Annotated in this window: 23 protein-coding genes and 1 pseudogene; 6 read left to right on the plus strand and 18 right to left on the minus strand. The window is 57.0% G+C overall.

Going from position 1 to position 19036, the window contains the following annotated elements:
* Positions 1-514: pseudogene (locus tag ACZCED_RS09400) on the plus strand (hypothetical protein); the annotation flags it as partial.
* Positions 515-754: 240 nt separating this feature from the next.
* On the opposite strand, the gene ACZCED_RS09405 reads toward ACZCED_RS09400, so the two are convergent.
* The 3 genes from ACZCED_RS09405 to ACZCED_RS09415 all read right to left on the minus strand — a co-directional run bounded on the left by ACZCED_RS09405 (position 755) and on the right by ACZCED_RS09415 (position 3140).
* Complete coding sequence (locus ACZCED_RS09405; RefSeq protein ID WP_462970784.1) at positions 755-2227, minus strand: MltF family protein; 1473 nt, start codon at positions 2225-2227, stop codon at positions 755-757.
* A 296-nt stretch (positions 2228-2523) separates the two neighbouring features.
* On the minus strand, positions 2524-2859 hold the full coding sequence (locus tag ACZCED_RS09410) for a PilZ domain-containing protein (protein WP_462970785.1): 336 nt from the start codon (positions 2857-2859) through the stop codon (positions 2524-2526).
* A complete protein-coding gene (locus ACZCED_RS09415) occupies positions 2856-3140 on the minus strand; it encodes an integration host factor subunit alpha (RefSeq protein WP_462970786.1) in 285 nt (94 codons plus the stop codon). Before ACZCED_RS09415 ends, ACZCED_RS09410 begins: the two co-directional genes overlap by 4 nt.
* Positions 3141-3354: 214 nt before the next feature.
* Between ACZCED_RS09415 and ACZCED_RS09420 the strand changes: the two genes are divergently transcribed.
* The 3 genes from ACZCED_RS09420 (at position 3355) to ACZCED_RS09430 (ending at position 5425) form a co-directional block, all read left to right on the plus strand.
* Entirely contained in the window at positions 3355-4062 is a 708-nt protein-coding gene (locus tag ACZCED_RS09420; protein ID WP_464860681.1) for a hypothetical protein, read from the plus strand.
* A 333-nt stretch (positions 4063-4395) separates the two neighbouring features.
* The gene (locus tag ACZCED_RS09425; protein ID WP_462970788.1) at positions 4396-4617 is read left to right on the plus strand and encodes a hypothetical protein; all 222 of its coding nucleotides are present in this window, start codon (positions 4396-4398) and stop codon (positions 4615-4617) included.
* A 559-nt stretch (positions 4618-5176) separates the two neighbouring features.
* A complete protein-coding gene (locus tag ACZCED_RS09430) occupies positions 5177-5425 on the plus strand; it encodes a hypothetical protein (RefSeq protein ID WP_462970789.1) in 249 nt (82 codons plus the stop codon).
* Positions 5426-5651: 226 nt separating this feature from the next.
* Here the strand turns inward: ACZCED_RS09430 and ACZCED_RS09435 are convergent, their stop codons facing one another.
* Both ACZCED_RS09435 and ACZCED_RS09440 read right to left on the minus strand, forming a co-directional pair.
* Positions 5652-6644, minus strand: coding sequence for a uroporphyrinogen decarboxylase family protein (locus ACZCED_RS09435; protein ID WP_462970790.1), 993 nt, complete (start codon positions 6642-6644; stop codon positions 5652-5654).
* Positions 6645-6835: 191 nt separating this feature from the next.
* Complete coding sequence (locus tag ACZCED_RS09440) at positions 6836-6973, minus strand: helix-turn-helix domain-containing protein (protein ID WP_462970791.1); 138 nt, start codon at positions 6971-6973, stop codon at positions 6836-6838.
* 462 nt (positions 6974-7435) lie between these two features.
* Here ACZCED_RS09440 and ACZCED_RS09445 point away from each other — a divergent pair, with 462 nt between their 5' ends.
* Positions 7436-7882, plus strand: coding sequence for a CGGC domain-containing protein (locus tag ACZCED_RS09445; protein WP_464860682.1), 447 nt, complete (start codon positions 7436-7438; stop codon positions 7880-7882).
* Between the two features lie 152 nt (positions 7883-8034).
* Here the strand turns inward: ACZCED_RS09445 and ACZCED_RS09450 are convergent, their stop codons facing one another.
* The 7 genes from ACZCED_RS09450 to ACZCED_RS09480 form a co-directional block, all read right to left on the minus strand.
* The gene (locus ACZCED_RS09450; protein WP_462970793.1) at positions 8035-8589 is read right to left on the minus strand and encodes a hypothetical protein; all 555 of its coding nucleotides are present in this window, start codon (positions 8587-8589) and stop codon (positions 8035-8037) included.
* Between the two features lie 327 nt (positions 8590-8916).
* Positions 8917-9945 (minus strand): patatin-like phospholipase family protein, encoded by a 1029-nt coding sequence (locus tag ACZCED_RS09455; protein ID WP_462970794.1) that lies wholly within the window; start codon positions 9943-9945, stop codon positions 8917-8919.
* Positions 9946-10284: 339 nt separating this feature from the next.
* Positions 10285-11001 (minus strand): polyamine aminopropyltransferase, encoded by a 717-nt coding sequence (locus ACZCED_RS09460; protein ID WP_464860683.1) that lies wholly within the window; start codon positions 10999-11001, stop codon positions 10285-10287.
* Between the two features lie 93 nt (positions 11002-11094).
* Positions 11095-11511, minus strand: a complete 417-nt coding sequence (locus ACZCED_RS09465; RefSeq protein ID WP_462970796.1) for a DHCW motif cupin fold protein — start codon at positions 11509-11511, stop codon at positions 11095-11097.
* A gap of 233 nt (positions 11512-11744) precedes the next feature.
* On the minus strand, positions 11745-12221 hold the full coding sequence (locus ACZCED_RS09470) for a DUF922 domain-containing protein (protein ID WP_462970797.1): 477 nt from the start codon (positions 12219-12221) through the stop codon (positions 11745-11747).
* A gap of 122 nt (positions 12222-12343) precedes the next feature.
* Positions 12344-12982, minus strand: coding sequence for a cyclase family protein (locus tag ACZCED_RS09475; RefSeq protein ID WP_462970798.1), 639 nt, complete (start codon positions 12980-12982; stop codon positions 12344-12346).
* 121 nt (positions 12983-13103) lie between these two features.
* Complete coding sequence (locus ACZCED_RS09480) at positions 13104-13496, minus strand: hypothetical protein (RefSeq protein ID WP_464860684.1); 393 nt, start codon at positions 13494-13496, stop codon at positions 13104-13106.
* Positions 13497-13811: 315 nt separating this feature from the next.
* On the opposite strand from ACZCED_RS09480, the gene ACZCED_RS09485 reads away from it, so the two are divergent.
* Complete coding sequence (locus ACZCED_RS09485) at positions 13812-14261, plus strand: hypothetical protein (protein ID WP_462970800.1); 450 nt, start codon at positions 13812-13814, stop codon at positions 14259-14261.
* Positions 14262-14280: 19 nt separating this feature from the next.
* Here ACZCED_RS09485 and ACZCED_RS09490 read toward each other — a convergent pair whose 3' ends face one another.
* From ACZCED_RS09490 to ACZCED_RS09515, 6 genes are read right to left on the minus strand one after another with little or no spacing between them, the layout of a single operon-like run.
* Positions 14281-14658 (minus strand): response regulator, encoded by a 378-nt coding sequence (locus ACZCED_RS09490; protein WP_462970801.1) that lies wholly within the window; start codon positions 14656-14658, stop codon positions 14281-14283.
* A 4-nt stretch (positions 14659-14662) separates the two neighbouring features.
* Complete coding sequence (locus ACZCED_RS09495) at positions 14663-15337, minus strand: 2Fe-2S iron-sulfur cluster-binding protein (protein ID WP_462970802.1); 675 nt, start codon at positions 15335-15337, stop codon at positions 14663-14665.
* Positions 15338-15351: 14 nt separating this feature from the next.
* Positions 15352-17301 carry an NADH-ubiquinone oxidoreductase-F iron-sulfur binding region domain-containing protein gene (locus ACZCED_RS09500; protein WP_462970803.1) on the minus strand — a complete coding sequence of 650 codons (1950 nt, stop codon included), beginning with the start codon at positions 17299-17301 and terminating at the stop codon, positions 15352-15354.
* Positions 17298-17819: an NADH-quinone oxidoreductase subunit NuoE gene (gene nuoE, locus ACZCED_RS09505; RefSeq protein WP_462970804.1), complete on the minus strand. Its 522-nt coding sequence runs from the start codon at positions 17817-17819 to the stop codon at positions 17298-17300. The genes ACZCED_RS09500 and nuoE overlap by 4 nt, the downstream gene beginning before the upstream one ends.
* A 49-nt stretch (positions 17820-17868) precedes the next feature.
* Entirely contained in the window at positions 17869-18336 is a 468-nt protein-coding gene (locus ACZCED_RS09510) for a Crp/Fnr family transcriptional regulator (RefSeq protein ID WP_462970805.1), read from the minus strand.
* Complete coding sequence (locus tag ACZCED_RS09515) at positions 18323-18802, minus strand: Crp/Fnr family transcriptional regulator (RefSeq protein ID WP_462970806.1); 480 nt, start codon at positions 18800-18802, stop codon at positions 18323-18325. The genes ACZCED_RS09510 and ACZCED_RS09515 overlap by 14 nt, the downstream gene beginning before the upstream one ends.
* Positions 18803-19036 lie beyond the last annotated feature (234 nt).

Consider the following 19036-nt stretch of genomic DNA (forward strand, 5'->3'; position numbering starts at 1 on the left):
TGCTGTGGCATTTGAACGGTCGCGACTGTTCGATGAAAAACATCCGGCTGCTGCAAATGCGCAACTGGGTCTCTCGCTGAACGCGCTTGAGCAGGATGATTTTCTGGCCTGCCGTGATGAACTCGAAGGTTTCCTGGTTAACTACCCAGAAGATGAACGTGCCCCCGCTGTGAAGGAATCGCTCATACGGCTCGATGAATACGCGGCCATGCCGCGAAAGTCGCCCCCCCTGGCTGGGACGCTTTCGGCGATACGGCCGGGCAGCGGTCAGGTTTATTCGGAACGCTACAAGGATGGGGCAATGGCCTTCTTGGTAAACGCGCTTTTTATTGCCGGGACAATTGCCGCAATGGATGACGAGAATTATGCACTTGCGGCAATTGCCGGGGGAGTCGGCCTGCCTTTTTATATTGGCAAACTATACGGTGCGGCCAATTCCGCCAGAAAATGGAACCTGTCCCTGTCGAACAATATGCGTGACAGCCTGTCAATCACTTTGAAGTTCAATTATTAGCAACTGCCGTTTCCATCCCTCTCAGATAGGGCCGGCAGACACGCCGATCATGAAAAGTGGACAGGCGCCTCAGATTTCATTGTCTATGATTCTTGTTTACTTCTGGCATTAACCACAGGTTCGACTGGTTCTGGATGAGGTTCCCGCTCTGCTGAAAGCTTTGCTTTGATCGAAGCCGATGGAACCAAGTGAAATCAGTTCAGCAAAAATACTGACCCGCGGCAGGCGCTAACAGGCCGATTAATTGGCGTTCCCACCCCCCGCGGCTTTGCTCTTGATGGCCTGCTTTTCGATCAATAGGCGATAGGCCGTGTAGTACTTGTGTATATTCCTGACGTATTGCACGGTTTCTCGACCGATTCGTTTAGCCGCTATCATTTCGACCTGGTTGAACCAGACGTTGGGATCGAGTCCGGTTTTGGCTGCCTCCTGACGAAGCTTTTGGATACGCGTCGGTCCAGCATTGTAGGCCGCAAAGGTAAACCGCGCCTGATTGGGCAGATCCATTTGTTCATCCTTGAAGTAGCTGCTGTGAACCCAGTGCAGGTACTTGACGCCGGCATGGATATTGGGTTCCATTTTTTCGATATCGGGAATGTTTATCGGATCGGCAGCGGCGGTGCTGGGCATCAGTTGCATCACACCAACCGCCCCGGCCGGGCTTCGTTTGCTTTGATCGATGCCGGACTCCTGATAGGCACAGGCGGCCACCAGCAGCCAATCCAGATCATAGCGCTCGCCATATTTCTGAAACAATGCCACCGCTGTCCTGAATCGTTTCAATTCCTCATCATTCAAGGCTTTGCGGATCCACTTGGTATTTTTGAAATAGCGTTCAATGACGATATTGCCAAAAAGGCTTCCCTGCTTGTGCCCCTTGATGAACGCATCCAGTTCCTGCTTCAACAGGGGGCTGTTTTTGCGGACCATCCACGCAATTGAACCGCCTTCGTTGACGCTGATGTCCGGGCAGGGAATCATATCCTTGAATATTTTCGACCAGAGTCCCACCAGGTAATTGTCCACCACGGTCATCGGCACCAGCCCCGCATTGACCATCTCCAAAATTTCCTCATCCTCCAGGTATTCCGACATTTCCTTTATGGCAACCAGGGGTTTCCCCTGCTTCTTAAATGACACGTTGAGCCGCTTGATGCTCTCGTAATAACTGCTAGATTTTCTGACGTAAATTTCCTTACCGGACAGGTCGTCCAGGGACCGTAGGTCGGTTGTTCCCGGAGCGGCGACGACAATTTCGTCGATCCCCTTTGCGATGGGATCCGTAAAATCGACGACCTTGCTCCGCTCTTTGGTAATGGTCAGCCCGGCAGCCGCAATGTCCCCTCGGCCGTCAAGCAGCGCGGGTATGATTTCATCCCGGAACACGGGAATAAATGTCATCTTGACCCTCAAGTGCTTCCGTTTCAGCTTTTTGTTGATCTCCTTTTCAAATTTCATCAGCAACTCGTAGGTCGCCCCGTACATGCGACCTTGGTCGAGAAAGAAGTGGGTATTGTTGAAAGGAACCAGCGCACGGATGAAACGGCGTTCGACCATGCCGTCAAAATCGCCGGTCCATGCCGGATTGAGCTCGTCCGCTGGTATCCCGGGTACTCTTGCGACCAGAAGTGCCACCATGAAAATGAGTAGTGCAGGAATGGAAAGGAGGGCCCGCTCCGAAGATCTTTTATAGTAAACGCCTGTTGCCACCATATTCAACCATCTCCCTGGGCAAAAAATGGGTCATTGTGGGTTAGGATCTACATGCAGGCACGAACACCGTCATGCAAATAAAGCTTTGAAAAACAGCCGGTTGTATGAACCGCATCGGGGAGAACGTTAACAAAGATTATGGATATTGCTGTTCGCCGGCACAGTTGATCGTCGATCAGCGAGCACATTTAGGCATTCCGGCATAGAGAGACAAACCGATACCTTGAAGGCCATCCGGCCGTACCTGTCGAAAAGCCGTTTCCGGTTGCTCGTGAATGGGGCCCGATGACCAAGCGTTATTGCGCGGGTTGACCCTGCTCGATGTGGACATGGGAGAGTTGGCCATCCCGGCAGATTTTCTCATCAACCGGGTTGTCGAACATCACGGCAAACCCCCGGTACTGAGACCGGATCACCGTACCCGTTACGCTGGGTTTTCTATCAAAGGCCAGCACCGGAAAGCGAAGGCTGATCCGCTGACCATCTGCGATCGTCCGCCGGCTGATAATGTAGATGCCGCCTGCGCTGACGTTGCGGACCAGGTCCCGGTACGTTCCCGACTTGACGGTGTATTTTGCACTGAACAGGGCGATATGGCGAGGATGGCGGCGTCGGTTGGCAATCGTATTCATTTTTTGTTCACCTTGTCCCGCAGTTGACCGGAGCACTTGAAGGTTACGACACGTCTCGGTTTCAACATCAGATCTCCCCCGGTGGCGGGATTGCGGCCTTTGCGCTGCTTTTTTTCCTTCACGCAGAATTTACCGAAGCCCGAAACGAGCACATCATCGCCGACTTCCAGGTTGGACTTGATGAGTTCGAGTAAAAATTCAGCGGTTTCCTGGGATTTGTTTTTGGGAAAGTCGAGTTGGGCCTGGATCCGGTCTACGATGTCCTTCTTCGTCAGCGCCATGGGTGGATCTCCGTTTCAGCTATGGTTCAAGTGGTATGAGGGACATGCATACGTTTGCAGAGATTCCTATCCTTGTCAAGGGTTTGGTATCGCTTGACAATTTTGACGGTCCGGGATTAATCTCATAAGGCCGCCCCGCGCGTTGCGCCAAAGCGCCATGACCGGATGGTGAACCCGGAATTTTCCTGCCGATGGCCTGTAAAAGGATGTTACCGTGAAGAAGAACCCGCCTCTGAAAAGAAGCACGGCATACCTGCTGGCACTTTGGATCTGGGCCCTCCCGTCCATAGGCCGGGCATGGCACGACGAAACCCACATCGCCATCGCCAAGGCCGCCGGTTACGAGAAATGGTTCAACGCGGCGGGTGCCGATATCGCCAAGATCAAAGCGGGTGACATCGAAAACAAGAACCACTACGTGTACAATCCGCCGGGGGCCGTCGTCACCGCGAAGATGGTGCTCGACCAGGCAGATCGCTACAACGATCCGGATGACACCGACGGCCATCTTTACGGGGCCATCGTTGCCGCGATCAGACGATACCGCACAACGACCCGATCGGGCAAGTATGCGGAATACCATATCGCCTTTTGCGCACACTATGTGGGCGACTTGTCCCAGCCGCTGCACAACGTCCCCTACACCCCTTACAACCAGCAGCACCACACGGCCACGGATGGCCTGATCAACGATGAGGTGCTTTTCAATCGGCCCCTGATCGAAATATACCCTGTGGAGGTTCGTTCCGAGATGGATCTGGCCAGGGAAATTGCCCGGATTGCCAACCTGTCGCTCCAGCTGGGATACCGGCTGGAAAAGGAAGGGAGAATGCTGTCCAGGCAGGAGGCGTATGAACAGATCAGCCACAGTGCGTCGCTTTTCAAGGCTGTCTTGAGATGGGTAAAAGGATCGGGGAACTGATCGGTGAATCGCGGCGGCTCACTTGATTTCTCAGGAAATGCATCCCGTTTTAGAGACAGTCGGCTGCAGCCGGGATCGATGATGTCATCCAGCTTGTCCACCGTGTTCTTCTCTCCCATTATATTGCGTCGTCCCCTTCGCTCACTAACCCCGCCGCAAGCAACGGGAAATGAGTCCGCTTGCGCGGCTTGCCCAAAATGGTCGAGGGGAATCGACACGAACGGCGCCCTGCATCCTGATGGTGAATTTTTTCCAGCCGCCATTTGCATCTGCAGACAATCGGCCTTACCCTTTTGCTTATATTTTCTGATCTAAAAAAACAGGAGAAGGATCATGCCAACCTGCCGATTCAACGATTTTATGAAAGTCCTCGAGCCCTGGCTCGATCGTGAGTACATCCGCAAGGTTTATCTGACCGACCCGGACCACCTGGTGTTCTTTTTCACCGACGGTGGGCAAAAAGCCTACCACATAGACGACTGCTCCCAGGCCCAGCTCAAAACGACCCTCGCCGATATCCGGTCAAGGGGCATTCCCGTTGAAAATGCACAATGACCATACGGGCCTGGCGTTTGTGTCACAACAGGAACACCTACCCAACCGCTTTTCGCATTCAATCTGATCACCGCGCCACCTGCATCCGGCCCAATCGATTTCCCGACCGTTTTACAGGATGATCGATGAGGTCGCTTCTTCCAAAGCAAATTCGCATCGATGCGGTTTAACAGCCGTTACCTCCATGGCCGCTGGTAGTCATCGCACCCCCCATGGACTCCTCCCCGACCCACAGATGCGTCATCGTGGAACGGAAGGAACACACCATTTTTGTTCGGTCAGCGCATGAATTGACCGCCAGGATCCAGGGGTAGTTTTTACCTGTCATCTTACGGTTAACCGGCTCACATTGCCCCTACCGTTTTATGCCCTACAGTATTGATGGAAGCACAACCGTGGAGATTGGTCATACGATTTAACGGCCGAAATTAAAGTAAATGAAATTTTCGGCGATAACCATAAAGAGGTCACACGGATACCCGCAGTGCCGATTTGAAGCTAAGAAAAGCGACAGGCACCTGAGATTCAATCCGGGAATCGATGTGATGGGACCCAGCCAATGAAACGTCTGAAAAAAGCCATATTGCTGCCGCTGAGATACACGGCCCATCGTTGGAACCGTCTGCGGACATACTACTGGGCAGACAATAAATTACACGAGTTGAGGTCGGTGTATGTCATGCCGACGTTTTACTACCGCTGGCTGTACCAGACCAGCATGCGCTTGGCTGAGACCCGAAGATTCAAGCGTCTGGCTGACCGGGCGATTCATACCATCCCTTATCATGTGCGCTTTCACGTGGCCTGACGACAGGATGTAGAAGCGGCAGCGTTTGCAGCCGTCAACAAGTTCAAACAAGGCAGGTCCTCGATCAGGGAGCTGCCTTGTTTATTGGTTTGAGGGGTTAACCGCTGTATAGAATACCGTTCCTGCTGGTTTCACTTTCTATAATGGACAGAAGGACATTCCCCCGCAATGGCATCAGGCGGATCGACACCCACCGGTTTCACCCATCATGAAAACCCCATGGCGATCACCCCTTGCGCGACAGCTCTTCGAGCAGACGCCGGTACAATCGATAATGGGCGAACGGAACGTTGCTGCGCGGCCGGTCATCGAGGCAGGGAAGGTAACGACCGCTTTCGAGCAGATCCGGCACCGTCTCCTCCACCGCCTTTCTCACGGCCGCCTCATCCCGGGCCAGCGCCGTTGCGTCAATCCCGCCGATCAGGGCGATTTCAGATCCGAACCGACGGCGAAGCGCGGGGTATTGCATGCCGGCACTGCGAATGTTGCTGATCCACAGGCCGTTGATGCCGGCATCGATGAGAGCGGGCAAAAGCGGCGTCAAGTTCCCGCCGGTGGTGCAGAGAATGCGCAGCGGAACACCATACCGGGTTAACAGGTCGATGACTTTCCGGTAGCCGGGTATGGCGAAGCGTTCAAACATCGCCGGCGAAACCACGGGCGCCTGGTTGGAGGCAATGGGCTCATAAAAGGAGGCATAGTCGACCGGTACTTGTGAAAGCACCCGCTCGAGGCAGAGACAATAAAAGTCAGTGGTCCGCTCAACCAGGGCCTCCACCACCTGCGGCCGTTTAACCAATGCAAAACAGGCCGTGCGCAAAGAGGCCCAGTCTCCCACGCCCAGCATCTGCAGGAGGCCGCCTCCCGAGGCATCCACATAAATGACGCGGCCTTGTCGGCGGTTGCGTTGGCTTTGCTGCACGAAGCCGCTCGCATACCGTGATGGCTGGTCCGGGTCGTAATGCCGGTGGAAAGCGGACGGGTCGTCTAAAAGCCCCGGTGCTTGTTGATAAAAGGGATAACTGTGCAGCATGAGTCCGACGTCGTGGTGGGTCTCCAGGTTGAAACCGGTCGCAAACGAGTGCTGTCCGGGAAATCCCTCCCGGCGCCATCGCCTGAGTGTGTCCTCGTCCGGCTCGAGGTCGAAAAAAGGAAACCGGTCCGTGTCACCGCCCAGAAGGGTCCTTAAAAATCGTTGTCGCTGGCTGATGCCACCCATTGTTGCCCCCGCCGATGTTAGTCAACCGATGATGGGAAAATGAAAGCATCTGGATCGTATTGAGCATTCCGTAAAAGCCGGATGGTCAACGGATCGTCTTTCATGGGATATACGATGCGAAACCGGGTGTGGCCTCCCTGCCGGCAACTGCGAACTCGTGCCGGCGCAGTCGTTCTTCGACTGACCCCCGTTCAGATGCCCAACCGAATTGTCCTGCGGCGCAGTGTGTTTTTGTTGATGCCCAGTTCTCTGGCCGTGGCAACCCTTTTCCCCCGGTTTCTGTCAAGCGCCTGTTGGATGGCCCGCCGCTCTATCTCCCTTAGCGTCAACCCCGGCGCAATCGGATTGAGTGCGCTGGGCGGATTCCGGAAGAGATCTTAAGGTCAACACGCCCACCGGAGATTGTCCGAATGACTATCTGCCCTACCTGGTCGAAAACCAGGTTCCCATAGGCGTCTGAATTCCGTGTGCCAAGGCTCGTCAGGTTGACGAGAATAAATTCTTTTCGAACATGATCCTTGATGGTGGACCCCATTTGATAGATATGGCTGCCGAAGCGAAAGTGTTTAATTTCTGACAGCCATCCGGCGACAGCTGAACCGCGGCCAGCAGCGTGAAGGATGCGACAGGGTTATCCCGCGCAACAGCATTTCGGTTGCCCCCCACAACCGCTGCGATGCCGCATCAGATGTTGGTCATGCGGCCTGTGGTCTTGCCGACAATCTCGGGCTTACCCCATTGTCCAACCGACAACCGAGAAAATGAACGGTTGAGAAGTGTGAGGCGTTGATTTGAACGCAAAGAAAAAGATTGGGATCATCATCTGCGATCGCTACCGCCGCTGCGCAGGCGGGAAGTGCTTGCGGGCGATGAGAAACAAAGAGGGTGCATTCAGCATCTACGCGGGCCTCGACATCGAGTTGGTGGGTTTTACCACCGGTGACGGCTGTCCGGGTGGAAACATCGAATATGCCGGCGAAGAGATGGTGAAAAATGGCGCAGCGGTTATTCACCTGGCTACCGGCCTTGTGGTTGGCTATCCACCCTGCCCCCATATCGACACATTTAAAACCTTCCTTGAAAGCCGTTATGGTGCCGCGGTCGTCGTCGGCACACACCCCATACCGAAAAAATACCTGGACATGCATACCCATTTAGGTACATGGGCAGGCGCCGGCTGGCAGCCGCTGATCGCGCCGACCCTGAGCGATGCGGTGACACGGGCAAGCACCGATTAATGCACCAGAAAAAGTGAAACAGCAGCAGAGCCTCTCTCAGACGAAGGCCGACCGGATGTCGGATGGATCGATTCTTCAACGATTGGCCGTCTGTCGGCGGAACGATCGAAGCCATGAAACGGTCCGTGCATCGGCAACGGAGTCAACTTGCGTCACAAAGGATCACTTCTTTTTTTGGCCACCATGCGAAATATCACAACACCGGTTAAACCAAAGATCAGGATGACGATCAACGCCATTTGAATCGCACGGATAAAAAAATGATCGATTAACCGTTCACTCCTGATAATCGCATTCTCGACGATTCGATTGCCGATTGCCTCCATCTCGACCATCGTCTCCCGCCGTTCGGACTGGAGAAGATCGGCAACCCGATTCAACTCTTTTTCCAATTCACCCGTAACAGCCAAGCGTTCCTTGGTAAAATACGCTAATGTTGCATTACGTTGTTTGTCAATCTTGGAAAGGACGTCAGTGCGGTCTTCCTGAATAACCATGTGCAATGTTCCCATCGGAAGTATCCCACCGGATTCGGGCGGTTTACCGTCTGAATCCTTTTTGGAATGCTCTGCACTGATCCCGGACCCGTTTGAGGAATTGGTTTCAGTAGTCGTCGCCAGGTTCGAATCTTTACCATAGGCGACACTAACCATAAAAAGGCTCAAGACAACAATTATTGTACCTATCCGGCGATCAGCTGAATTCATTTCACCTCCTCGTGTCAACGCAAATTGTATTGCAGGCAATCACCCCCGAAGCATAATACGATCACCTTCTTTTGCGATCGTGCTGGATTAAGCAGATCGTATGAAAACACTTTTACGCTTTCAACAGTCAACCATTCAACCGGGTCAGTAGCATCAGCATTCACTGCGGCAAGCAACGCGAGGGTTTGCCGGCAGGATGGGAACCGATTTCCAGTTCGCCCGCCAGCCCCGCCGCAGGCAGCGGGGCTGGCGGGCGCTGTCGCGGTTCAAGACCATCTCTTGACCGCGACATGGGCAAAGAGATGTTGAAAATTAGCCGACTCCGGGCTACGGACGGTTGGCCGGATTGCTGGCCTTCTTGTCGAACCAGTCAAAGTAGGCGTTGGCGCCACTGCGCCCGGACTGCTCCAGCTTGGTCTTCATGGTTTCGGAAAGGTCGAAGTCGGTCGTGCCTACGCCGAGGGTGTCGATGTAAATCGTCCGCTGCCAGTCGTCGCTGTGCAGGTGACCGTTGCCCTGGCTTTCCAGGACCGTGCCGATCAGCGCCTTGATGTACGCGAAGAAATCGGCGATGTTCGCATGCTGCGGTTCGGCGCCGTCTCTGAAAACGCCGATCTCCTGCTTCGAATCCAGGCGAAAGCCCAGCGTCTCCTTGTTATAGACGTACCGGCTCGAGTTGGGGTGTTTTTTCAGGAACCGGTCGTTCTCTTCTTTGTAGTAGCGGGTCTCCACGCCCATCATGGCGCGCTGGGCTTCCTCGATGTACTTGTCACGGTCGAAGAGCTTGACCGGAAAATTGTTGAGCAGCCCGCCGTCCACATAGACGTCGTTGCGGATGTTGCGGTATGCGGCGAAGAAGAGCGGAATGGACATGGAGATCCGCACCGCGTCGGCGATGCGCGTGGTCGGGGTGTGCTCTGCGGAGAAGACCTCGCCGAATCGGGTGCTCAAGTTGGTGCCGTAGACGTAAAGATCCGGCCTTCCCGCCGCCTTGAGATCCCGGAAGGTGGCATGGGGGCTTTTCAGTTTCTTGTAGATCAGCCCCGAAATCCAGTCGTGAAAAAAGTCGCCCTTGTACCAGCCGAACTCCTTGATCAGCCGCTCCGAATCGCGCACCATCCCCCAGCTGTCGTCCATGAAATTGTTGAAATCCATCTTTTTGAGGATCCTGCGCTGCTCGGCGATGTCATAGCCCAGGGCGAACATGGTCGCATTGATCGCACCGGCGGAGGTCCCCCCCACCCGCTTGATGGTGTCCAGAATGCCTTTTTCCTGCATGACCTGCATGGCGCCGATGTAGGCAATGCCTTTAACGCCACCGCCTTCGAAAACCAGGTTCTTGAAATGATAAGCCATGGTACCTCCTTTTTCGTTTGTCGGTGATCGGAAAGCTGCCCGACGCGTGCTCACACCAGACGGAGAAAAGAAGTGCAGATAGCAGATGAGCAGGATCGAAAGCGCCGAGGAAAAAAAAATCGTATCGTGCGTCTGGACAGTACAGCCCTGAGGCTGAAACAAAACAGGTGACAGGTGGATCGCAAAAGCGGTCCACCCACGAAGGAACAAAGCGGCCGGTGGCCAATGCAACGTCAGGTTGAGCCGCTATAGCGAGCCCATTCCCCGCCGCTTGCCGCGGGGTTGGCGAACGAGTTGGAAATCGATCGTTGTTCTCACGCTGATTGGCCGGTAAACCGTCTAGCCGCAGCGCGCCAGATAAACCCCGTTGGCGGTCACCGTCCGCAGCAGGGGATTGTCGAATTGGACCGTGTGACCTTCGGCGCCGGCAAAAACGGCGGAAAGCAGCTCAACAAACGCATCTTCCGGCGGATCGTTGGACCAGAGGGCGAAGATGCCGTGGGGCTTTAAAAGCGATTTCAGCCTACGCAGGCCCGCTTCCGAATAAAAACCGGCGTGACTGCGGTGCAACCAGAATCCGGGGGTGTGGTCGATATCCAACAAGACGGCGTCGAACCGGAATCCCTTCTCCTCCGGATCGAAACCGCCACCGCGGACCCGGGCAAAAAAGTCGGCATGGTGGTATTCACAGCGGCCGTCACGCGTCAGCGTTTTTCCGTTGGGCACCAGGCCCCGGCGGTGCCAATCGATGACCGGTGCCAGGGCCTCGACGACGATCAGCCGCTTGACCTGTTTGAATGCCAGGGCAGCCGCCGCCGTGTATCCCAGCCCCAGGCCGCCGACCACGACGTCCCACTCCTCCCCGCGCAGCGCCCCCAGGCCGATCGTTGCCAGGGCCACTTCGGAGTCATGGAACAGGCTCGACATGAGATATTCATCGCCGAGTTTGACCTCGTAGACCTCGCGGCCGTTCAGGGACAATATGCGCCGGCGCCGAAGAACCAGTTCGCCCATGCGGGTTTGCCGGCAATCGAGTTCTTCAAAATTGGCATTCACGGGCAATGCGCAGTCCTTCCAAGGGCGGGCAGCACCCGGTTCAGGTGCGGGTTGGATTGAAATCGTTCCTGATCGTGGCGACGCAAACCGTCTTCAATCAACAATAAAAAGTTTAGCGCCGACAGGTGTGGACGAACGATGAGGTTCCGCATCGTCTGCAACCTGATAGCTCATGCCCGGCCTAAGCACAAATGTACGACCATCTTTCAGCTCCGTGTTCAACTCTCCTTCAAGGCATAGCAGGATATGCCCCTTGCTGCACCAATGGTCGGCCGTATAGCCCGGCGTATATTCCACCTTGCGCACCCGAAGGTTTCCGAAATGCCTTGTCTGCCAGAAGGCAAGCCCGGTGTCGCCGGCATGTTCCGTTCGTTCAATTTCCGACCAATCCGTAACGCCAAAGGGCAAATCAACAATCTTCACGCCGTTTCTCCCTTCACACAAAGCACGGCAATCGCCGGCGGCAAAACGCCGCGCTGCAGGAAACCGTTCAAAGATTGCGTCCGGCAAGGTTCAAGCGATTGCTTCCGCCGTTTCATCCAAACCATCATCCGCTTTCCGGGAATTGAACGATTTCCGCGGCAAGCCGCGAGGAGCGTTCTGCCTGTAGCTGCCATGCCATCTGAAGCGCAACCATGCATATCATTACGAATCCTGACGGTTGAGGCAAGCAAAAAATAACCGGCTGATTTGATATGAGGATAAAAACAAGCGTCAACCGCTCAGGCAGGAGCGTCGAAGGTTTAGGGGAACCGGGCACCGTCCCGTTCACCATAATTGGTGTCGGCATCGTATTGGGCGTCGAGAATGGCATACCGGGCAAGAATCTCTCGGGCCACTGCATTGGCCTCCGATTCCAGCCGGTCACAGGACCGCCGATCACCCAACTGCGAAAGCTGCCGCTCTATTTCTCGCGCCGCATCGATACCCAGGGAAGCGTGCCCGTTTTCGTGTTTTACCAAAGCACGCATGTATCGTTCCCATCGATCTGCCAGAGGTGGCGGTAAATCATCAGCCTGATCCAGATGCGGCAAGGTCTGCCGAATACGAACGGTCGTGGCAACCGCCGTAATCCGGCAAGTGCCATCCGCGTCGAACACCCACCCCAACTGCCAGTCGACGTCCCATTGGGTGTAAGCGTCAAAGGGCCTGCCGTTATGCCGAACGGGAGTATACCGGTCCAAGCGCTGCCGAATCAGCGCGGCTGTTTGACCGGTCACCGAGTATTCGCTTTTTTGTAAGAAAACTCCAGGTTGTGCTGCAGCCTGCGTCAGGCAGACCACTACAGGCAACAGGATACAGGCTGTACCGGTCAAGACAGATCCAAGCTTTTGGCCCACCATCATGGCACGATGGCCACGGCGCGCACCGGCGAGCCGTCGGCATTTCTGATTTTCATGGGAAAGCCGGCAAACAGGAAGGTCGGGACCGGCACGGCTTCCAGGTTGGTGAGATTCTCGACGATGACCAGCCCGGCACCCAGCAGGATGGTGTGGATCGTTAAATCCACGGCATCAGCCGGATCGGCCGAGAGGGTGTCCATTGCCACCCCCTTCAATCCCTGTTGGGCCAGCCATCGGGCGGCATCCGGAGTGAGCACCGGGTAGCCTGAAAAATAGCGTTCAGTCCCCCAGTATCGGCTCCACCCGGTATAAATGACGACGAATCCGGATTCCCGGATAGCATCCGCATGGGGCTGCAGGTCCTTACGGTCGATGCGCGCCATGCCTGCCCGGGTACAACGAAGCAGAAAGGCGTTTGCGCAAAAGGTCTCCACCGGCAGCTGGTCCAGCGTCCTGGATCCGGAGAGGATATGGGCCGGCGCGTCCACATGGGTGCCGGTGTGCGAGCACAAAGCGATCTTCTTCTCACGGTAGCCGTCCGCCTCGATGGAGGCCGTCTCTTCGAAAACCGGGGGTGCCGTGCCCGGGAACACGGGCATGCCCGTTTCCAGAAAGTGACTCAGGTCGATGATTGTCATCGCTTCTCTTTCAGCATCCGATCCCGTTCATGGGGGACGAGCGCCGGTCCGCCACACTCACGAGGCGGAGAAGGGTCGATGTTGATCCTTGCCCGCTCAGCCGTCATTCTCTCCATCCGTTTTATTTGGAAAACCTTACACTGGCCGCCGCCACGACACCCCACACCCAGTTGTAAACCAGGACGAAGACCGGGGTCCACATGCCCAGGCTCAGGCCGGCCATTCCTTTGTTGGCCTGGTATGGGAAAATGAAAAACAGCTGAACCGCGGTCGGCAGAAGACTCAACACGGCCCCCTTGAGCAGGAACCGGGAATTCAACACGGGCAGCACGAACAGCAACCCCCAGATCCCCCCCCAGACAATCCGCGGGTAGAGCCAGCCGGGGGTCAGGGACGGCGCGATGGATACGCCGGCCCACCGGGCGATGCCCAATTCACCGGCTTGCCAGACCACGAGACTGTTGGCCAGCGCGCCCAGGCAGCCAGCCGCAAAACAGATCATCATCTTTTTCATGCAAACCTCCAGCGATTGAAGCTACCGTCAACCGATCCGATGCTGCCGTCCAAAGGATAAAAGAAGGCCGGGGCTCCCGGGCCGGACAATGGGTCAATAAGGTCGTAATTAATGTCAAGCTAATCATTTAACGCCCGATGTCATGGTCCGGCAACGGGCAATGACGGCAAGGCGTGGTCAACGACAATCTGGCGGCAACCGTAAAATGCCATTGGCTATTGCATGAAGATCCGTCCCGGGTTAAAGTGTTATCGACAACCGGTGATCATCCGCGAGCCGGTTTGGTATGGAACCGTAAGATCAGGAGCCTGTCCCATGGCCCAATGGAATATGCCCGTCGAACCCGATGAACTGCTATACGCCCTCAAAGTGGGCAATGCGGCTGCGCTGAATCAAATGCCGCTGAAGCATACGCCGGGCCAGGGGCTGGAGATCGTGGACGAGGAGACCGGACAGGTCCAGACCGTCCATTTTGCGGACAATGCGGTCAACCGGTTCGGCGTTGCCATCGCCCGGGAGTTCGACAACATGGGCTCCAAATTTTTCTCGCTGATGACCCGCATCGGCGCACTGATGCGCCTGCTCGAACACGACCGGGCAAAACCCTACGTTGAACTGGAAGGGGAGTTCACCAAAATCCGCAACGCCATGATCGAAACCATGGCGTCGTTTCCCATCTCACCCGAGGGTTTTGTGGACGTGGACAAGTTTTTCAATCATCTGGAAAGCGCCAGAAAAAAAAGGCCCCGCCAGACAGACAATTAACACCTGGGCGCATGTCGGTTCATTTTTTCCGGAGCCCCAGCAGGTCACCCACCGTGGCCACCAGATGCTGGACGTCGAAAGGCTTGAAGAGGGAGCAGTCCGCCCCCACCCGCTTGGCGATCTCCAGGTAATCCTCCGGGCCGATGCTTCCCCCTCCGGATATGGCAATAATTTTCGTTTTTGGATAATTCCGCTTGATTTCGTCGATGGTCTCCAGCCCCTCTTTCTCGGGCATGAAGATATCGGTGATCACCAGGTCTGCCGGTCTCATCCGGAACCGGTTCATGCCTTCCTCTCCGTCGGCGGCTTCATCAACGAGATGATCCGCATCTTCAAGGGCCAGCTTCAAGGAGAGCCGTATGGCATCATCATCATCGATCACCAGGATTCTGGCCACGGGTTTAACCGTCTCCCTCTGTCCGAAGCACCAGCGCGCCGGTGGGGCATGACTCGAGACACGCCTGGCACGACAGGCAGTCCGCGGCGGCAACCGGGTCGGCATCGAAATAACCGACCACCGTATCGAACCCCCGGCCGGCAAAACTCAACCGGGGTCGCTGGTGCTGCCGCCGGCAGATCCGGACACAGATGCCGCACAACACGCAACGGTTGGGGTAGTAGTCCAGCACCGGGTGGCGGGCGTCCACTTCCGGCTCCTTGAGTACCTGTTCGAAGGGTTTGCATCCTAAACCAATGCCCAGAAACCTGGCGATATTCTGCAGCGCGCAGGCCTTGTTGGCCGGGCAGGATTTGCAGTCCACCCGGTGAACCGACAGCAGCAGTTTAAGGGCCGTCTTCTGAAGGCTGCGCACCGCCTCGCTGCCGCTGCGAACCGTCATGCCGTTTTCCACGGTCACCGCGCAGGCGGCCACGGGTTCACGAAATCCGTCGATCTCGACGAAGCAGAGACGGCACGCGGCCGGGGCGTCGACCGGGGTGTCCCCTTCCAGCCAGCACAAATGGGGAATGTATATGCCGGCCGACAGGCAGGCCGACAGCACACTGCTGTCATCCCGGGCCTGGATGGTTTGGTCGTCCACGGTCAGACTTACCGTCGTTGAAGACTTTTCTTGCATCCGGACGTCATCCTTCAGCTTTCCGTTTTTTTCTTTTCAGCCGGCCGTTCGATGATGGGCGCCAGAGCCGCCGGAGAGACCTTCACCACGGCGTCGTAGTCCGGCGGGCAGGCCACCATGCACTCGCCGCATTTGACGCACAACTGCTGGTCGATGCCCTTCTTGCGGTTGCTGGTAGTAAACACCGCATCCACCGGGCAGCAGCCCACGCAGGCATCGCAGCCCCGGGCGCATTTGTCCAGGTCGATGTAAAAGGCGGTCAACGTCCGGCAGGTACGTCCCGGACAGCGGCCCTCCTCGACGTGCGCCTCGTATTCGTCCCGGAAATAGGCCAGGGAGGTCAGCACCGGGTTGGGGGCGGTCTTGCCCAGCCCGCACAACGATCCCTGTTTCACGGCCCGGCTCAGCGTATCCAGTTGCCCCAGGTCTCCCTCGCGCCCTTCCCCGCGGGTCAGCCGGCGCAGGATGTCCAGCAAATGGCGGGTGCCGATGCGGCAGAAGGTGCATTTGCCGCAGGACTCCTTCTGGATGAAATCCAGAAAATAGCGCGAGACGTCCACCATGCAGCAGTCTTCGTCCATCACCACCATGCCGCCGGAGCCCATCATGGCGCCGGCCCGGGTCAGGGTGTCGAAATCCACCGGCGTATCCAGAAAGTCGGCGGACAGGCAGCCCCCCGACGGCCCGCCGATCTGCACCGCCTTGAACTGTTTTTTATGGGGAATACCGCCGCAGATGTCGAAGATCAGTTCGCGCAGGGTCACGCCCATGGGGATCTCCACCAGTCCCGGATGGGTCACGTTGCCCACCACGGAAAAAACCGCCGTGCCCGGACTCTCCGCCGTACCGATGCCCCGGAACCAGTCGGCCCCCTTTTCCAGGATCGGCGGAACCGTGGCCAAAGTCTTGACATTGTTGATCACCGTGGGCCGGCCGTCCAGCCCCCGCTCCACCGGATAGGGCGGGCGGTGCCTGGGCATGCCCCGGTAGCCCTCCACCGACCGGATCAGGGCGGTCTCCTCGCCGCAGACGAAGGCGCCGGACCCCTGGAAAAGGTCGATGTCGAAATCCACTCCGCTGCCCAGGATATCCGTTCCCAGAAAACCCGTTTGCCTGGCCTGCTCGATGGCGGCGGTCAGAATCCGTACCGCCAGGGGATATTCGGCCCTCACATAAAAGAGGCCCCGGCCGGCACCCACGGCCATGGCGGCGATGATCATGCCTTCGATGACTTGGTGGGGGTTGCTTTCCAGCAGGGTGCGGTCCATGTAGGCACCGGGATCGCCCTCATCGGCGTTGCAGACGACCAGCTTGCCGCTGCCCGACGCCGCCCTCGCCGCCCGCCATTTTTGGGCCGTGGGGTATCCCGCACCGCCGCGCCCCCGAAGCCCGGCCGCTTCGATTTCGGCAATGACCGCTTCAGGCGTCCGGCACAGGGCGGCGGCCAATGCACCGTAGCCCCCGTCGGCGATATACTCATGGATTTGTTCCGGGTCGATCCGTCCGCAGCGGTCCATGATCACCCGCTTTTCCCGGCTGAAGCGGGCGAACTCCATCACCGAAGGAATCATCTCGTTGTCAACGGTGGCCCCCATGACGTGCTCGAAGCGGGGGTCGCCCTCTTCCAGAAACAGCTTGACCAGCATCCTGGCCTTGCCCGGGGTCACTTCCGGGTAGAGAATGGGCGGGAATCCGGAATCGGGGTAATCGATGATCACCACCGGTTCGGCGTAGCAGTGGCCCACGCAGCCCACCGTGTGCACATGGGCATCGATGCCCCGCTCGGCCAGGGCCGTTTCGAAGGCCGCCTGGGTTTCCAGGGCGCCGGAGGCAATGCCGCAAGTGGCCATGCCGATATGTATCTTGGGCAAGGGGCTCTGATCAAACTGCTCCTTCCGGGTCCGGGCCTCGTCGGCAAGGGCCTGGTAGGCCGCGGAAATCCGGCTTTCGGCGTCACCGGTCATGATTTGGCCGCCTCCCTCTGCGCCTTTTCTTTTTCGAGACGGACCCGCAGGACCAGCCCCTCCACCTTGCTGGGAGCCATGTGCCCGTGAAGGGTCTCGCCCAGCAGGGCCACCGGCGCCAGGGCACAGCAGCCCACACAGGCCACCCGTTCGATGCTGAATTCGCGATCCTCGGTGGTTTCGCCCTCCCGGATCTCCAGTTTACGCTCGAAATTCTCCAGGATGATCTCACCGCCGCGCACATGGCAGGCCGTTCCCATGCACACCTTTACCGGGTTTCTTCCCGGCGGGTTGAAGCGGAACTGGTTGTAGAAAGAGGCCACCCCGTAAACTTCGGACCGGGTGACGGCCAGATGGTCGGCAACCAGGGACAAGGCCTCGTCGGGAAGATACCCCAGGGCCGTCTGGGCCATCTGAAGAAGCGGGATAAGCAGGCTTCTGCCCCTGGGAGAGGCATTGACCTGCTGTTGGAGGATTTCCAGGTGGGCTCGATCTTCAGCGGTGAGTGAATGCTCCATGGTCACATGTCGGCGATGGGTGTGGACAGTGAAAGGATTTCAGGCATCGTCAAATCTTGTCCATGGCGCCATAGGCAGCCTGGATGCGCTCTCGCAGTAAAAAACAGAGCCGCTCGAGCATGAAAAAGCCGAAGGGGGTGTCCTCCTCCATGCATTTTCTCAGCTGGCGCCCCTTGAGGCGAATCACCGTTGAATCTTTCTGGCAGCTGGCCGAAGACATGAGCACATGAGGTTCGCCCAACAGGGCCGACCAGCACCCCAGGGTCCGCCCCTTGCCCAGGGCATCGATCACCACGGATCCCTTGTGGCTGCCGATATCCATGGCACGCTCCAGAAATACGTACCCGTCGACGATGATGAAGAGGTCTTCGCCAAAGTCTCCCTGCCGGAAGACATAAGCGCCGGCCGTGTAGTGATCGATGGTACAGAAACCCGCGATGGTGACCAGGTGGGCCGGGGAGATGTTCTTCAGAAACCCGCACGATTGCAAGGTGGACTGAATCTCATTGTTGGCCATGGGTGCCTCCATTAACCGTCGCATTTCCAAGACGGTCGGTATTGACCACTGCCATGTGCTGGTAAGCCTGGATCAACCGCGCGCCCAGGGCCCGGGAAAGATGCTTGAAGAACAGGTAGCCGCTCTCCGTGTCGCCGTCCAGCAGCTTGAGCAGGCGGTCCCGGTCCAGTTTCAGCACCACCACCGGTGTCGCACAGATGGCATCACAACCGCAATGGCTGCGGTCGATGAGGCAGCCCCAGCCGAAGGCCTCGCCCACACGGTTTCCCGTGTATACCTGCTTTCCCGTTTCAGCGATCGTGATCTTTACTTCTCCTTGGGCAAGGATGAACAGATGCCGGGCCGCATCGCCACTTCGAAACAGGATTTCTCCCTCAGCAAACGCCTCGCGTTCGGCGATGGCCATGACCCGATTGACCATATTCTGGTTCAGCCCCCAAAACAGATCCGTCTGTCTGATATACATGGCGACCTCATCTGGGCAAGCGACTCCAGCTGCATCTGGTTGGAGTGGTGATTGATCTGTAGAAAAGAAGCGCCTGTCTTTTTTATAGTACGCGGAAAAACCGGGTGTCAAATCATACTTAAAATGCGAATTGTGGAATGATGGGATTGGGGGGTAGAGGGATTGCAGTGTCTAAAATGTCAGGAATGGGTTGATTGGCTGGCCATATCATGTTCGGTCAGAAGTGGTGGCTTG

The sequence above is a fragment of the Desulfosarcina sp. genome (genome assembly GCF_055467485.1).